General features: G+C 44.3%; 12 protein-coding genes. 8 read left to right on the forward strand and 4 right to left on the reverse strand.

All coding sequences use genetic code 11. From position 1 onward, the window contains the following. The first annotated feature begins 76 nt into the window (after positions 1 to 76). The 3 genes from FOR85_RS06610 to FOR85_RS06620 are packed head-to-tail and all read left to right on the forward strand — an operon-like array spanning position 77 to position 4,867. Positions 77 to 2,848 (forward strand): alpha/beta fold hydrolase, encoded by a 2,772-nt coding sequence (locus FOR85_RS06610; RefSeq protein ID WP_144297239.1) that lies wholly within the window; start codon positions 77 to 79, stop codon positions 2,846 to 2,848. Beyond that, positions 2,841 to 4,043, forward strand: coding sequence for a patatin-like phospholipase family protein (locus FOR85_RS06615; RefSeq protein ID WP_144297240.1), 1,203 nt, complete (start codon positions 2,841 to 2,843; stop codon positions 4,041 to 4,043). The genes FOR85_RS06610 and FOR85_RS06615 overlap by 8 nt, the downstream gene beginning before the upstream one ends. An 8-nt stretch (positions 4,044 to 4,051) precedes the next feature. Next, a complete protein-coding gene (locus FOR85_RS06620; protein ID WP_190295511.1) occupies positions 4,052 to 4,867 on the forward strand; it encodes an SDR family oxidoreductase in 816 nt (271 codons plus the stop codon). A 7-nt stretch (positions 4,868 to 4,874) separates the two neighbouring features. On the opposite strand, the gene FOR85_RS06625 is transcribed toward FOR85_RS06620, so the two are convergent. From FOR85_RS06625 to nadA, 3 genes are all read right to left on the reverse strand, one after another. Beyond that, the gene (locus FOR85_RS06625) at positions 4,875 to 5,768 is read right to left on the reverse strand and encodes a phosphatidate cytidylyltransferase (RefSeq protein WP_144297242.1); all 894 of its coding nucleotides are present in this window, start codon (positions 5,766 to 5,768) and stop codon (positions 4,875 to 4,877) included. Positions 5,769 to 5,847: 79 nt separating this feature from the next. After that, positions 5,848 to 7,749 carry an L-aspartate oxidase gene (gene nadB / locus FOR85_RS06630; protein ID WP_223808551.1) on the reverse strand — a complete coding sequence of 634 codons (1,902 nt, stop codon included), beginning with the start codon at positions 7,747 to 7,749 and terminating at the stop codon, positions 5,848 to 5,850. A 1-nt stretch (position 7,750) separates the two neighbouring features. After that, positions 7,751 to 8,890, reverse strand: coding sequence for a quinolinate synthase NadA (gene nadA / locus FOR85_RS06635; RefSeq protein WP_144297243.1), 1,140 nt, complete (start codon positions 8,888 to 8,890; stop codon positions 7,751 to 7,753). Between the two features lie 319 nt (positions 8,891 to 9,209). Here nadA and FOR85_RS06640 point away from each other — a divergent pair, with 319 nt between their 5' ends. The 4 genes from FOR85_RS06640 to FOR85_RS06655 all read left to right on the forward strand — a co-directional run bounded on the left by FOR85_RS06640 (position 9,210) and on the right by FOR85_RS06655 (position 13,934). Further along, complete coding sequence (locus FOR85_RS06640) at positions 9,210 to 10,244, forward strand: hypothetical protein (RefSeq protein WP_144297244.1); 1,035 nt, start codon at positions 9,210 to 9,212, stop codon at positions 10,242 to 10,244. A 202-nt stretch (positions 10,245 to 10,446) separates the two neighbouring features. Then, the gene (nadC, locus tag FOR85_RS06645) at positions 10,447 to 11,307 is read left to right on the forward strand and encodes a carboxylating nicotinate-nucleotide diphosphorylase (RefSeq protein ID WP_144297245.1); all 861 of its coding nucleotides are present in this window, start codon (positions 10,447 to 10,449) and stop codon (positions 11,305 to 11,307) included. Positions 11,308 to 11,574: 267 nt separating this feature from the next. Then, on the forward strand, positions 11,575 to 12,216 hold the full coding sequence (locus FOR85_RS06650; protein WP_144297246.1) for a MarC family protein: 642 nt from the start codon (positions 11,575 to 11,577) through the stop codon (positions 12,214 to 12,216). 335 nt (positions 12,217 to 12,551) lie between these two features. After that, on the forward strand, positions 12,552 to 13,934 hold the full coding sequence (locus FOR85_RS06655) for an NAD(P)-binding domain-containing protein (protein ID WP_144297247.1): 1,383 nt from the start codon (positions 12,552 to 12,554) through the stop codon (positions 13,932 to 13,934). An 86-nt stretch (positions 13,935 to 14,020) separates the two neighbouring features. Here FOR85_RS06655 and FOR85_RS06660 read toward each other — a convergent pair whose 3' ends face one another. Beyond that, positions 14,021 to 14,623 carry a LysE/ArgO family amino acid transporter gene (locus tag FOR85_RS06660; RefSeq protein WP_144297290.1) on the reverse strand — a complete coding sequence of 201 codons (603 nt, stop codon included), beginning with the start codon at positions 14,621 to 14,623 and terminating at the stop codon, positions 14,021 to 14,023. A 193-nt stretch (positions 14,624 to 14,816) separates the two neighbouring features. Between FOR85_RS06660 and FOR85_RS06665 the strand changes: the two genes are divergently transcribed. Further along, on the forward strand, positions 14,817 to 15,587 hold the full coding sequence (locus tag FOR85_RS06665) for a hypothetical protein (protein ID WP_223808552.1): 771 nt from the start codon (positions 14,817 to 14,819) through the stop codon (positions 15,585 to 15,587). Positions 15,588 to 15,778 lie beyond the last annotated feature (191 nt).

The following is a 15,778-nucleotide window of genomic DNA, read 5'->3' on the forward strand; positions in this document are numbered from 1 at the left end:
TCTAAGTGGCTGGTTATTCTTTACCTGACAAACTTTTGTTGCTACATTGAAGGCATCAAACGTTTTGGCATGTATTATGTCGCTATATCAACTCAAGTCTCAATTCCAAGATCAATTGCGTCCTATAAGCGATACTCTAGCTGGGCAAGGTGTTACCGCCAACCAAGTGACGGTTTCAGCAGTATTGTTGAGTGTGGGAACGGCCTATGTGATAGCTAAGCCCGCAGCCAGAAATCAAGCGCTATGGCTGTTAATGCCGTCATCATTGTTTGTGCGTATGGCGCTCAATGCTATTGATGGTATGATGGCGCGTGAGCACGGGCAGGCATCCAAACTTGGTGCAGTGCTTAATGAATTGGGCGATATTGTTGCCGATACAGCATTATTGGCCAGTCTGTTGCCGCATATTGATAATCAAGAAACGCCCGTTGGACTGATAAATATCGCAGAAAACCTATCTCACAGTCAGCGCCATATTGTCGGTTTGATTGGTTTTAGTATTGGTACCGAGCTACTGGGCATAGCCAGTAATACAGCGCTAGGTACTCGAGCCAACCATGGGCCATTAGGCAAAAGTGACCGTGCTTTTTTGCTGGGTGTGCTTGGCATCTTGGTTGGTGTCAAAGTACCGTTATCGCTATCACCTATAAGAATAGGGCAGCTGTGCCTACTGACAGAAGCAATGCTCTTAAAGACTTGCCTCAATCGCTTGCGTTATATGGCGAATTTATACGTAATGCGTAAACCGCCAGTGCCGAAATCAACACTGAGTGCCTTAAATACTTGTCATCATTCAAACTTTTCCAATCATGTAAAATCTTCTTCTGGCATCATTGATGGTTTCATCGCTCATAACTCTTTACCTCATTCTTCTACTAATGCTTCTCTTTTGGAATCCAATATTATGTCAGCGACCTCTAATAATGCAGAAAATAAAATAAATCTGCTTAACGATAGTAATCATAAATACCCATCCCAAAAGACGTCATCAAAGAAACTCTCATCAAAGCAACCTTCATCAAAGCAGTTCTCACCCAAAACTATTCATGGTGAAAGTAGTTATAACGCTTATGATGGCACGGCAATATATTATCGTTACTGGCTGACGATACCTCTAGAGGCTATAAAACAAATCAGTCAGCAACACACACAACAGCGCCAAGTCATTCTGTTACATCGTGGTCATGAGCATTCAGGACGATTGGAAGAGTTAGGACAGCAGTTTGCTGCGGCTGGCTATCAGGTATTTGCTTGGGATGCACGCGGTAATGGGCGCTCAGGCGGTATCAAAGACCATGCCGAGAGCGTCACCGAGCTAGAGCGCGATTTAAACGACTTTGTGCAATTGGTCGTTGCTCAAACTGGCATTGCCATTGACGATACTTTACTCATCGCCAGTAGTATCGGTGCGGTACTCGCGGCAGCATGGGTACATGATTACGCGCCCAATATCCGCGGGATGATTTTGGGTACACCTGCATTGAAGATTCGTTTGTATCTACCCTTTGCCATACCGTCGTTAAAGGTGGCTCGCGCGCTTGGACTGATGTCACGCGTGAGTAGCTACGTCAAAGCGCAAGTGCTGACCCATGATAAAGACGCACAGCACGCCTACAATGCCGACCCGCTTATCTCCAATAGCATCTCGACTGACTTGCTCATTGATACTCATGCGACGGGTCAACGCTTGCTCGATGATGCTGGTGCCATTACCGTACCGACGTTTGTATTGTGCGCAGGCAAGGATTATGTGGTCGATAAGCAGGCTGAACGCGATTTTTATGACGCGATTAATACGACTACTAAGCGTTGGCAATTATATCCAGACAGCTATCATGCGATCTTTCATGAAACCAATAAAGCAGACGTCTTCGCTGATTGTATCGAGTTCGCTGAGCAGGTATTCAGTACGGACGTTAAAGCATCGGATTTGAGCGCCGCTCATCTAAATAGTGCCAGTAAGGATAAGGTTGATCGCTTAGCGATTAAACCTTTTAACCCAAGCTTTGCCATTACCCGATTTGCCATGCAAAAATTTGGTCATGTCAGCGATGCCATTGCCACAGGGCTTGCGCATGGATTTGATTCTGGTCATTCGCTCGATCATGTCTATTACAATCAGCCGAGTGGTCAGAATAAATTTGGTCGGGCAGTCGATAAATTTTACTTAAACAATATCGGCTGGCAAGGGATTCGTATCCGCCGTGAGCATATATTAGAGCTAACACGTCAAGCTTTAGCAGATATTGAAAATAAGAACCAAAATAGTGCTAAGTCATACCAACCAAGATTGCTAGATATTGCTAGTGGGTATGGCTTTTATGCGTTTGATTTGTTGACAGAATTTGCAGACTTGCATGCTGAGCTACGTGATTATGAGCAGCATAATATTCAAGCGTTACAGTCGAAAGCGCAGCAGCTAGAAATTACTGATCGCGTGATTGCCTGTCAAAAAGATGCCTTTGACCCTGCCAGTTATGTTAATGAGCAGAAAGAGACTGGCAGTGCCGATGAAACAAAGTTCGATATCGCCATTGCCTCTGGTGTTTTTGAATTGTTTTCTGACAATATGCTACCAACGACGGCTTTGGCAGGCATTTACGATAGTTTAAAATCTGGTGGTTATTTGCTTTATACCAATCAGCCTTGGCATCCTGAACAAGAATTTATCAGTAAAACCTTAAACAATCATCGTGGCAGCAGTTGGGTGATGCGTTGTCGTTCACAAGCAGAGATGGATCAGTTGGTTGAGAATGCTGGCTTTCAAAAAATAGCGATGCGTATTGATCGCTTTGGTATTTTTACCGTGTCATTGGCAATTAAAGTCGCCTCAACCAATCATGAATAATACGCATGCCAAACCCTATGAGCGTGTACAGCTTTTTTCAGGGGGCGGTTCCCGTTTTGGCTATTATTTAGGTAGCTATGCAGCATTGGTGGCTCATGATTTGACGCCGGATATGATTGTTGGCACCTGCGGTGGTAGTCTATCGGCTTATTTGGTTAATTTGGCGCCCGATCCCAGGGATTTGCAGGAGCTCATGTGCAGTCGTGAGTTGTATCGTGTCATTACTGCCATCAGACATGTCGCGCCAGACGAAGTAAGTAAGCGATTAAAAATACGTTGCATGACTCAGGCTTTCAAGCGCTGGCGACTCACAAAACAAAAAGCTAACGGACAAAGACTGCGGCAAGTAGATAACTATGAGCGGATTTTGGATGAATTGCAGCAGCTAGCGATGTTTCGAGTTGATAAGGAAGAAAAATGGCTTGACGAGTTGTCTGGTTTTTCTCTCAAGCACAATAATAATTTGTGTAATCCTACCGCGCCAGAGATAGCCATTATCGCCAGTCGCCTGCATCCAACAGCTAATCAAGGGACTACTGCTAGTAATTCTGTTCACAATGATTTTAGGCTACAAGAATTATTATTTGCCCCGCCGCGATTGGCAGTATTAGATCTCATTGCAGAAAAACTGAATTCACCGGCTCATACATTTGCTAATGGACGTATAACTCAGTCTGTCAGAACGCTGACCAAATGGGATTTTGCCCCTGCGATTCGTGCTTCTATGGCAGATATGTATTACCTACCACCGACGCATATCGCAGCCCTTGGTTGGTGTTTAGGCGGAGTGATTAATCTCACACCCATTGAGCTGGCGTGTCAATTGGGTCATAGCGTATTTGCAGAAACCAAGGCGGGTTATGATTCATGGCTTGCCGCACCAGCCATTCAACGTGTTTTTGGTTTTGACCCCAACGAGCGTTTGGCACAGGTGCAGGGTTTTGATTCAACAGAAACGCTGCCACGCGCTGATTCTGTTGAAACCAGTCCTCGAGTGAATCAACTACATTGGTTACCTTTTGCAGATAATGCTCAGCAGTTGGCAAGGCAGCATGTACAAAAGCGTTTTAACATCAGACAAATGACCGTTGAGCTGATTCACAGTGACTATGATGGCTTTGTGCAGCAAATGCAGGCGCAATGGCAGTATGGCTATCAGCGTACCACTGACTATATACAACAGCACGGGCTATGAGTTCGCAAATGAAAGACCTTATACAATCTACTTCAGCTCATAAGTCATCGCATATCATCGTTTTCGGCGGTACGAGTGGACTTGGTTTGGCACTGGCGCTGCATCATCAGGCGCTTGGCTGGCAAGTGAGCGTGGTTGGTCATAGTATGGAGAAGATAGATAATACCAATAGTCAGCATCCTAACATTATTACTTATTGCTGTGATTTGACTGATAACGCGCAAACACAAAGTTTGTTAGAGAGCTTGTCAAATATCAGTTTTCAAAGAGTGATTTATAGTGCGGGTAGTTATACCAATGAGCGTGTTCACCATCTGAGTCAAGCAGACAGCGATCAAATGCTCGCGATTAATCTGCAAGCGTTTGAGCAGGTTTTTAGATGGGCAAGTGAGCAATTAAGGCGGCAAAGCTGTGCGTTGGATTTCAACGAAAACAGCAGCCTAAGCCTAATTTGTATTGCTTCTATCGCCGGCACAATGGATTATCCTTACGCCAGTCTTTATGCCAAAAGCAAACGTGCGATGATTGCCAATGCTAGCGCCTATCGAGCAGCACTTGCGCCTTATGATATCCAAGTAAACTGCATCGCCTCAGGCTATATCGACACCCAAGCATTACGTGATTTAAATAATGGTGATGCTAGCCATAAGCCATTCATAATAAAGACACAAACGGCGGTTGAGAAGATTATGCAGGCAATTGATAAAGATATTGAGTTGGCCATATTTCCACGCTCTATGGGCTATATCACTCGGGCACTCAATCACGTACCTAAGCCTTTGCTTAACTGGATATTGCGTAGTAAATTGGATAAAACCACTTGATAACAGCTTAGCCAAGCAGCCAATAAAACAAGGTAAATAATGGCACACCAATCAGCAGACTATCTATTCTATCCAATACGCCGCCATGTCCAGCGAGCATAGTACCCGTGTCTTTTACTCCGTGCTGACGTTTAAAGGCGGATTCTAATAAATCTCCAGCGATACCACTTACCGCTAAACCATAGGCGGCCAATAAGCAAATCCACCAGCTAAAAGAAGTGAGCCAGATGCCTAATAGTGTGGCCAATATCGCTGCTAATACACTGCCAAAGAGAGCACCTTCGATACTTTTATTCGGGCTGATGGTTGGAGCAAGACTGCGCTTAAAGATTTTGTGACCAAGCAATCGTCCGCATAAATACTGGGCAATATCATTAAATTGGCTGGCGAATAATACAAAAAACAAAATGCCATATTGTTCGCGCTGCCACGTTAATTGCTGTAAGGCAATCAAGCTGATAATCAATGCGATAAAGACAGAACTAAACAGCAAGTCTAGGAATTTTAAACGTGTATAGGCTCGCTTAGAATCACAAGGGGTTTTGATAAAAGGCTGAGTATTTGGTTGCAAGCCACGCGCTTGAAGTTTACTAATAAGCCTAGCTTTACTAGGTAGGTGCCATAATCGTTTAATCTCGTAGCCGCCACGCACACCAATTAGCAAGAAAAAAGCGATCAGCAACCACTGATAGGGGTATGTGCGAGAGTGTAGGTGTTGACTATTATCAGTTATCTTAGCGATAACATAACAAGCGCAAAGCGCTGCTAACATGAGCCACCATGAGCGTGCTATCAAGTAGATTTTCGGTAAGCGCTGACGCAAGCTAGGTAGGGCAAGCATAGCCCAAACCGAACTCACGACTATCATTAGAACCATCACAAACCGTAAGTCAGAAGCCATGTTTTTAGCACTTTGAGGTCGATATAGAACGGTAACCCACCGTTTTTTTTATGGCTGAAGTGGCAACGCTTAATTGCTGTTAGGCGTTAGCAACTGTATATACCGATTCAGCCTCTGTATCATCGATTATAGGCTGAACCAACCAATCGATACCACCCTCTTTCAACTTTGATAATGGTTCAATCACACTGGTCCGAGGTGTGCTCGTTAAGTTGGGATAGTCTTTTCGGTAATGGCCACCGCGGCTCTCAAGTCGTTGATAAGCGGACTCGATAACTAAGGTCGCTAATTGCAACTGTCTGGCTAACTGAAAGTAGGGCAGCTCATTTAGAATAGTAGGGTTATCTTTATTATCGATATCTAACTGATTAGAGTCATAGCCGTTAAGCTGCTGTTGCCATTGCTGTATTTGCAAAAGTGCTTGTTCTAATTGTTTAGCATCCCGGGTAATGCCCATATGAGACGTCATCAAAGCTTTTAATCCTGCGGTTATTCCAGTGATATCAGCATTTATATTGACGTGGATGTTGTGATTGTCATTTTTATTACAGTTACTTTCATATTCAACAGACGATGGCAAAGTAATGCGCTGACTATTTTTAAGCGTTGGCGCTGTCCACGTATCATAGATTGATTCATTTAAATCAGAATCAGGTAAAGTTGTTTCTAGCGTTCCTATTGCTGCTAAATAGCGCGGTAAGTCAGCAGCGATATTGCGCCCAACCACCACGCACTCTAAAAGTGAATTACTCGCTAAGCGATTGGCACCATGCAGACCTGTATAAGCGACTTCACCCGCCGCATAAAGTCCTACCACATCGGTTACGCCATTGACATCTGTGACCACACCGCCACAACTATAATGAGCGGTCGGGGCAACGGGGATAGGTTGTTTTGTGATATCAATACCAAGTTCGAATAAGGTTTTATAAATCTGTGGAAAGTGCTCGCGCAAAAATGCCGCTGGCAAGTGACTGACATCAAGATTGACATAACCAAGCCCATTTTGATTAATTTGCTCAGCGATGGCACGCGCAACGATATCTCTTGGAGCCAGCTCTGCACGCCTATCAATATCGAGCATAAAACGCTTACCTGTCTGCGGGCAATATAATCGTCCACCTTCGCCGCGTAGTGCTTCAGATATCAAAAAGCTACTATCGCCAAATGCCAAACCAGTTGGATGAAATTGGATAAACTCTAGATTTGCCAAACGGCAACCCGCTTGCCATGCCATCATAACACCATCGCCGACACAGACGTTCGGCGCGCTGGCACGCTTAAATAATTGCCCCAAGCCACCACTGGCTAAGACAACCGCGCGACTATAAAAGGTAAGTTTACGTTGATGTATATGATCAAAAACAAGCGCACCTTGGCACTGATTATTTGGATTGGCGCTATTTTTTAACAGGCTTAGTGCTTCATGATAGGGCAAGATAGTAATATTGGACGCAGCTTGCGCTTTTACAATCAAGGCTTCCATAATATGCCGACCAGTTGCATCATCGGCGTGGGCGACCCGCCGACAGCCATGACCGCCTTCTTTGGTTAAATGCAAATTACTGGTCTGTAATGTCGCTATAGAGTTTGTATTATCATGCTGGTGTCTCTCCTGCTGGGGAATCATGGTAAAGGGCACACCTTGCTCGCACAGCCATTGCACCGCTTGCTGTCCAGCGCTTAAAATACTGCTGGTATTATCAGCTTCGCATAAACCTGCGCCTGCAATGAGTGTGTCAGCGATATGGTCAGCGACACGGTCATTCTTATCTAGACTGGCTGCAATGCCACCTTGGGCATAATGGCTTGAGCAAACTTCCATTGCTGCTTTGCTTAATATAGTGATATTCAGCAATTTTGGCAAGGCAAGAGCAGTACTTAAACCGGCAAGTCCAGCGCCAATGATAAGTACATCTGTCTGGATAGTATCCGTAGAATTATGAGTATTCACCTTATCCGCTAACCATGCCTCGCTCATATTATGCCGCTCCCACATTGGCAAACAATTCGCGGTCTTTGACGATATCGCCGCTCGCAGTCACACGTTGTTTTTGCGCTTCGGCAAAATCAAGCATGCGTTGTAAAGGTTTTCTAGCTGCTGCTGCCAGCTCAGGCGTCATGAGTACTTCACCGCTACGATTAGTCAAGCACTGTTCAATACCTTGTAGACCATTCATTGCCATCCATGGACAAAAAGCACAGCTTTTACAACTGGCGCTTTCACCAGCCGTTGGCGCAGCTAAAAAGCGCTTATGTGGCGAGCGCTTTTGCATTTCGTGTAAGATGCCTAAATCGGTAGCAACGATAAAGGTATCGGCATCCATCTCATACGTTGATTGCAACAGCTTACTGGTTGAACCGACCACATCGGCCAGCGCTACGACGCTATCAGGTGACTCAGGATGCACCAATACTTTGGCGTTTGGGTATTCCTCTTTTAATTGCAGCAGCTCAGTCGCTTTAAACTCGTTATGTACGAGGCACGAACCTTGCCAGAGCAGCATATCCGCGCCAGTCTCTTGAGCGATGTATTTACCCAAATGACGATCAGGACCCCAAATGATTTTTTCACCATTATTATGCAAATGACGGACGATATCGATACCAACCGACGAAGTTACCACCCAATCGGCGCGCGCTTTCACAGCAGCGCTGGTATTGGCATAAACCACCACCGTACGCTCAGGATGGGCATCACAAAAGGCAGAGAACTCATCAGTAGGGCAGCCCAAATCAAGTGAGCATTCAGCCTCCAAATCTGGCATCAGTACTGTTTTTTCCATACTTAAAATTTTCGCCGACTCACCCATAAAGCGCACACCAGCGACGACCAAGGTTTGCGCACTATGCGCTTGTCCAAAGCGCGCCATCTCTAGCGAATCACCAACGCAGCCGCCGGTTGCCAAGGCCAAATCTTGGATAAAAGGATCAACATAGTAATGCGCAACCAATACCGCATTATGCTCTTTTAATAGCTGCTTAATATTCTCTTCAACCGCAAGTCGTTCCGCACGTGGCAAATCCGCTGGGATTTTCGCTTTGGCGTATTCGATATTCATCTGAGTCGCAATGCGATTATCAGTGCTCATGATGGGCGCGTCGTATGGATAAGTTTTCATAAGTGCAAACCTTTGCTGCGATAACGGCAAACCAATAGCCGCTAAAAGTGAGTCAGTTAAATGTGGTTAAATAACAAGTTTTAATAATTATGCTCATTTTGAGCATAAATACAAGTATTTTTTATAACCTGCTTCTAAAATGATACGTAATTCGTCAAAACTTACCTTGCTCGCTGTCTTTTTTATTGCTTCCGATATCGTCTATTTACAACGGCAGGCTATGATAGTTTTCGATTCACGCTATACTAAGCATGGTTATAAACACTTCATTTTAAAAACGCTCATTTTACGTTTAAACATAACGGAAACCTTTAAAGCCATGACGTTGTCTTATTCGCATTCGCATCAACAAGGTAGCGGCACCACAGAAGTGGTCGCCGTGTTGGTAGCGATTACCGAGCACACCGCGCGCGTTTTGACGGTTGACCAAGGCAAGCTCTTGCCCAACGGGCCATTGATGCCATTACATCGCTCCTTGCAAGCGGGCGTACGTCAATGGGTCGAGGAGCAAACGCAGCAGCCACTTGGTTATTTAGAGCAGCTTTATACCTTTGTCGATACCAATAGACGCAATGTCGATGGCCATGCGCTTGTCTATGTGAGCTACCTAGGCTTGGTGCAAGAAGCGCAAATGCAGGAGCTGCCAAGCCAAGCATTATGGCGTGATTGGTACGATTATTTTCCGTGGGAAAATCACTTGGATGGTATGCCGAGTATGATTATGAATCATATTGTGCCGGCGTTATTAAGCTGGGCAGATAGCGCAGCAGAAACGGTTGTCCAGCAGCGCCGCCGTCAACGTATTGGTTTATGCTGGGGAATCAGTGAGGAAACTTTCGACGTTGATAGGTTTAAAGATACGGACAAAGCACCAAATGCTGATAAAGCTTATGAAAATAGAGAATGGGTTGCTGAGCATGTGTTGCTGCGTTATGAGATGCTTTATGAAGCAGGGTTAATCCCTGAAGCACCGACTTATCCGCCAAGTTACCAAATGAAGTTGCCTACAAATTGGTTGCAGTTAATAGGCGTACCGATGTATTACGACCATCGCCGCGTGATTGCCACCGCTATCTCAAGGCTGCGTGCCAAGATTGAATATCGACCGCTTATCTTTGGTTTGATGCCGGACGTGTTTACCTTATCGCAGCTGCAACAAAGCGTTGAAGCGTTATCAGGCGTACCTTTACATAAGCAAAACTTCCGTCGTTTGCTAGATTCACAAAAACTCGTCATGGAGACAGGGCAGAGTAGTAGCGCTCAGCGCGGTCGCCCTGCCAAGCTTTATCGCTTCCGCCATGATATTGAGCTACAAAGCCTACTCATGGATAGTAAATTGCCTAAACGAAAATAGCATCAACTGCATAAGCCTTCCTATACTGACGCTAAATACTCATATTAAAGCTAAATCAGATTGGTTGATTTTATTAATTTGCACCCTTTTCTTGCGAGGCTTTGTACTTTGCGCTATATTTATGCTCATTTTGAGTTTAATTAACTATATTTTCTTAAGTGCATAGAACGCATATAAATATCAGGCAAAATAAGGGTCAAACATGACAGTTAAACAAGAGCCAGCATTGGCTGAAGTATTGCTTAAACCTTTGGTAGAAGCGGCCTTAACGGAAGATTTGGGCAGGCGCGGTGATGTGACATCACAAGCGACTATTCCTGCTGATATGCGAGCGCAACTACAGATTAAGGCGCGGCAAGCGGGCGTGATATGTGGGATGGATTTGGCGCGTTTGTCTTTTGCTTTGATTGACGAGCAAATCGAGTTTATTGCCAAAGTCAATGACTGTGCAACGGTTGAGGCGGGTACGGTACTGGCAACAGTGCGTGGTAACGCGCGGAATTTATTAACCGCAGAGCGTACTGCGCTTAACTTTATGACCCATCTAAGTGGGATTGCGACAGACACCAAAAAAATTGTCGATAGCGTTGCCGACTATCCGGCGCAAATCACTTGTACGCGTAAAACCATACCTGGTTTGCGCATTGTGCAAAAATACGCCGTACGCTGCGGCGGCGGGCGCAATCATCGCTTGGGATTGGATGATGCAATTTTAATCAAAGACAACCATATTGCTATCGCCGGTGACATCAAAACTGCCATTCAGCAAGCGCAAGACTTTGCCGGCCACCTGATTCCGATAGAAGTTGAAGTCGATACGTTAGAGCAGTTAGAGCAAGCCTTAGATGCCGGCGTGAATTTGGTACTGTTAGATAATATGGCACCTGACGTATTATCAGAAGCCGTCGTCATGTGTAAGGGTCGCGCCAAAACCGAAGCTTCAGGCGGTATAACCCCTGAAACCGTGCAAGCAGTCGCAAAAACAGGCGTTGATTTTATCGCGATGGGTTATTTAACCCACAGTACGACAGCATTAGATATTGGCCTCGATTTTAGCGCTTAAGATTAACGGTCGGTCTACATCGATGCTAAAGCTTTTGATTAATTTTATGGCATAAATCTCGGTTAGATAAGTTATTAAAAGGCAGATTTGTACGGATATGCTATTGAATTGGTAAGGACGAGACATTAAGCGAAGTTAATGATTTAATAGGCTTATCTGGCTATGCTACAATGCCGCTGCTACCGATTATAAGGTCGTCTATGCCTGTACTTGTGCATAGCGACCTTATCTTTTGACCGATTTGACCAATAGATAAGCGAGCGCTCAGTGGATACTGAAATTATCAAGATAATCTTAGCCTTTATGGTACTGATTAATCCCTTTGGCGCCTTGACGTTGTTTTTGGATTCAACTCACGGCTACTCGCTAAATAACCGCCGTAAAGTAGCGCGCGTCGCTTGCCTAACGATTTTTATCACCATCAGCTTTTTTACCTTAGCAGGTGAAACGCTCCTAAAAGCGTTGGGTATCTCGATTGGTTCGTTCCAGCTGGCAGGTGGTATCTTGGTATTTTTAATCGCCCTAAATATGATGAATGGCGAAGGTAACCCGGTTAAGCCCGATCAAGAAAACTTTGATGTTGACCATTTGCAAGGTGCGCCGCCAACGATGGCTGCTGCCGTAGTTCCGATTGCCATTCCCATGATGATTGGACCTGGCGGTATCTCGACGGTGATTATCTATTCATCACAGGTCACCGGTATTTTGCAAGTCTCTGCGATTTTGATTGCTGGTTTATTTATCAGCTTATTTTGTTATGTGGCGCTAATGGCTGCCGGTCGTATCAGTCGTTTATTGGGCGATACTGGACTTAATATCATGAGTCGTATTATGGGTATGTTGCTCGCAGCAGTTTCTATCGAGATTATCGTTAACGGCCTACGTACCTTATTTCCTGACTTAGTGTAATTGTCACCTTGCTTTTCTGCCACTTACTTCTCTAGTGGTTCTTACCTGTCTTTTTTACGCTCTTCTCTTTTAAAATATAACTGTATCCTTTTAGACCGTGTAAAAAAACATGGTCTTTTTATTATTGGGCCAAAGGCTAAAACTTCCTAAAGCAGACAAAACTGCCTAGTTGCTGAAAAATACTAAGACCTATCCTAAAAGGTTGTTTAGTAACACCTTTTTATATCTTGCTAATGCTTGTACCAATTTCAATTAATCACCAAAAGTCTGCATTAAAAACGTTATCCATACAAATATGTTATGATAGGAGCACAACAATATTATAGGAGTCAGTTTTGAGTAAGAAAAGAATGGCAATTTTAGGGGCGGGTCCAAGTGGTTTGGCACAGTTACGTGCCTTTGAAGCGGCTCGTTTAGCCGGGGTAAAAGACTTACCTGAAATCGTATGTTATGAAAAGCAAAACGCCATTGGTGGTATGTGGAATTACAGTTGGCGTACTGGTTTAGATAGAAATGGCGAGCCCGTGCATGGCAGTATGTACCGCTATTTATGGTCAAATGGCCCCAAAGAATGCTTAGAATTTGCTGATTATTCATTTGATGAGCATTTTGGTGAAGCCATCCCATCGTATCCGCCACGTGAAGTCCTAAAAGATTACATCATGGGCCGTATCGATAAACAAGACATCCAGAAATATATCCGCTTTGAGTGCCCCGTACGCTGGGTGTCGTTTGATGATGAAACGCAAAAATTCACCGTGACGGTTATGAATCATAAAACCGACGAGCAAGAAGTCGAAGAGTTTGATTATGTCGTGGTAGCAACGGGTCATTTCTCTACGCCAAATATGCCGTATTTTCAAGGTTTAGAAGCCTTTCCAGGTCGTATCTTGCACGCGCATGATTTCCGCGATGCCTTAGAATTTAAAGATGAAGATATCTTATTAGTAGGTAGTAGCTATTCTGCCGAAGATATTGGTACCCAGTGCTACAAATATGGCACCAAATCTGTGACCATCAGCTATCGTAGTCAACCGCTTGGTTATGAGTGGCCAGAAGGTATTAAAGAAGTGCCATTAGTGACGCATTTTGAAGACGATGTCGCGCACTTTGCCGATGGTACGAGCCAAAAGTTTGACGCTATTATCATGTGCACCGGTTATTTATTTCATTTCCCGTTTATGCCAGATGAGCTACGTTTGCAGACGCACAACTGCTTGTATCCAGCCAACTTGTACAAAGGTATCTTTTGGCAGCCAAATCCAAAGCTGATTTATTTAGGCATGCAAGACCAGTATTTCACCTTTAATATGTTTGATGCGCAAGCGTGGTATGCACGTGATGTGATAATGGGTGATATCGAATTGCCTGATTTGGCAGCGCGTGAAGCAGACGAGCAAAAATGGCTCGCAACGTATGCCAAATGTGTGACGGTCAGTGATTCAATTGACTTTCAAGCCGCTTATATTCGCGATTTGACCAATGCCACCGATTATCCAGAGTTCGCGGTAGAAGAGCAGGGTGAGATTTTAAAAGAATGGCAAAAGGACAAAGCCGAGAACATCATGACCTTTCGAGAAAAGGCCTATCGTTCTACTTTGACAGGAACGATGTCACCTGAGTTGCCAGAACCTTGGTTGGATATTCTCGATGATTCGCTTGAGCACTTTTTAAACTTAACCTTTGTTAAACCTAAAAAGCGTAAAAAATTAGCATAAATGCTTGCTTTGATAAATAAAAGACCAAATATGTTTTAAGCGTATTTGGTCTTTTCGTTTTTAGCGTTAATAAACTAAACAAGATGTTAGCTTTGGTATAAATGCCAAGCCAAATACAACATTAAGACGCCTACTAAAGCATCCAATATATTCCAAGCTTTTGGTTTGGCAAATAAAGGTCTGAGCAGGCGCGCGCCATAGCCCAAAGCAAAAAAGAAAAAGAACGACGCACTGACCGCGCCGACTGTAAAGGCCAATTTACTACTGGCACCGGTTGAAACCATGCCGACCAGCACCAATGTATCTAGATAGACGTGCGGGTTGAGCCAAGTAAAGCCAAAGCATAATAGCAGGGCTTTTTTTAAACTGGTGACCACTTGACCATCGACAGTGAGTGCATGTGATAGACGTACGCTAGCATATAAGCTTTGTAATCCGTAGCCTAGCAAGAATACGACGCCAGCAATTTTAGCGATGTTCACAACTTGTGGATAGTGCGCTGTGACCGCACCGAAGCCAGCGACACCAGCAGAAATTAAAACCGCGTCACTGATGGCGCAAAATAAGCAGACGAAAAATATGTGTTCGCGTTTCAGTCCTTGTTTGAGGACAAAGGCGTTTTGTGAACCAATGGCGATAATCAAGGATAAACCAAGCAAAAACCCGGCGCTATAATCGGTGAAGTTCATGATAATGGCCTTATCCTTTAACAATCGAAACGGTGACGTTTGCTTACTGGCAGCGCCCGAAAAAGCTGTTAAGATAAGGGATAAAATAGTCGAATGCAATGTGTTTGCTGCAATAGATGCTACCAAGTCATCAGTACTATTTAGAAATATTAGTCAGCAATGAATAAAGAATAAGCGAGGAGCAGGGTAGGTCATGGTCATAAGTCTGACAAGAATGCTACAGTCGTTCGGGCAAGCCCAGGATGACCTGCCAACCATCGCTGCCAAAAATGCTCAGCAAGCTGCCGCTAAAGAAGTTTCTGATAATGCAAATAAGCATGGCGATAGTCGCGATAATCAAGAAAGCATGGGTACTTCAGCTTCCAATTATACGCTTAGCGAGCCGCAGCGTAGCGAGCGTATTTGTGATGCCTTAGCACAAGTGAATGATATCCGCACGCCGACGCCATTGACCGATCGCTATCTAGCCAATCGTGCGCAAATGCGCCCGACCAATAGACCTCCTTTTGACCCAGATACCTTATGGTATCTTAAACATGGACGCTGTCCGATTATGACTGAGCTTGTTGATGTGGTCGATGCAGCCACCCTAAATGCCATGCCGATTGAAGCGGTCGCCATATTAGACCGGATTAATAGTAAGCTAAAGCGTTACCGTGAATGGAGTAGCGAGCTCAATGCCGAGCAACAGCAGCAACATAATGAGCGCCAGTTTGTCATTGATAAGCTGGTGTCTGAAAGTATCCCTGAAGCGCTGCATCATTATGAGCAGCTGCAACGCTTTAGCCCGCATCGCACTAAAAATAATGTCGTCCAAGGAAAAATGACCGCTGGCGATATGCTCACGGATTTGTTTTTAGACATCGATTACGAGCTTGACGAGTTATTAGAAGAATTACATCAAACGGTGATGAACAAACTGGCTTCAACGCACCGTTATGTCAAAAGCCGTACCCAAAGCTAACTTGAATTTAACGAGGACTATTCCAGTGTCGCGTAAAAATTTCATGTTTCTGTTTTGTTTGAAAATAACTATAAACACAATCGGTTCAATACATAACAATATAAGGCTTTAATACAGCCTTATTTTTTTGTTTAATAATAATGATTAAGTATTATCGAAAATAACAATAAATTTGCCAATCATTTCTGCTA

The sequence above is a fragment of the Psychrobacter sp. YGAH215 genome, from assembly GCF_007280595.1.
GTDB classification, from domain to species: domain Bacteria; phylum Pseudomonadota; class Gammaproteobacteria; order Pseudomonadales; family Moraxellaceae; genus Psychrobacter; species Psychrobacter faecalis.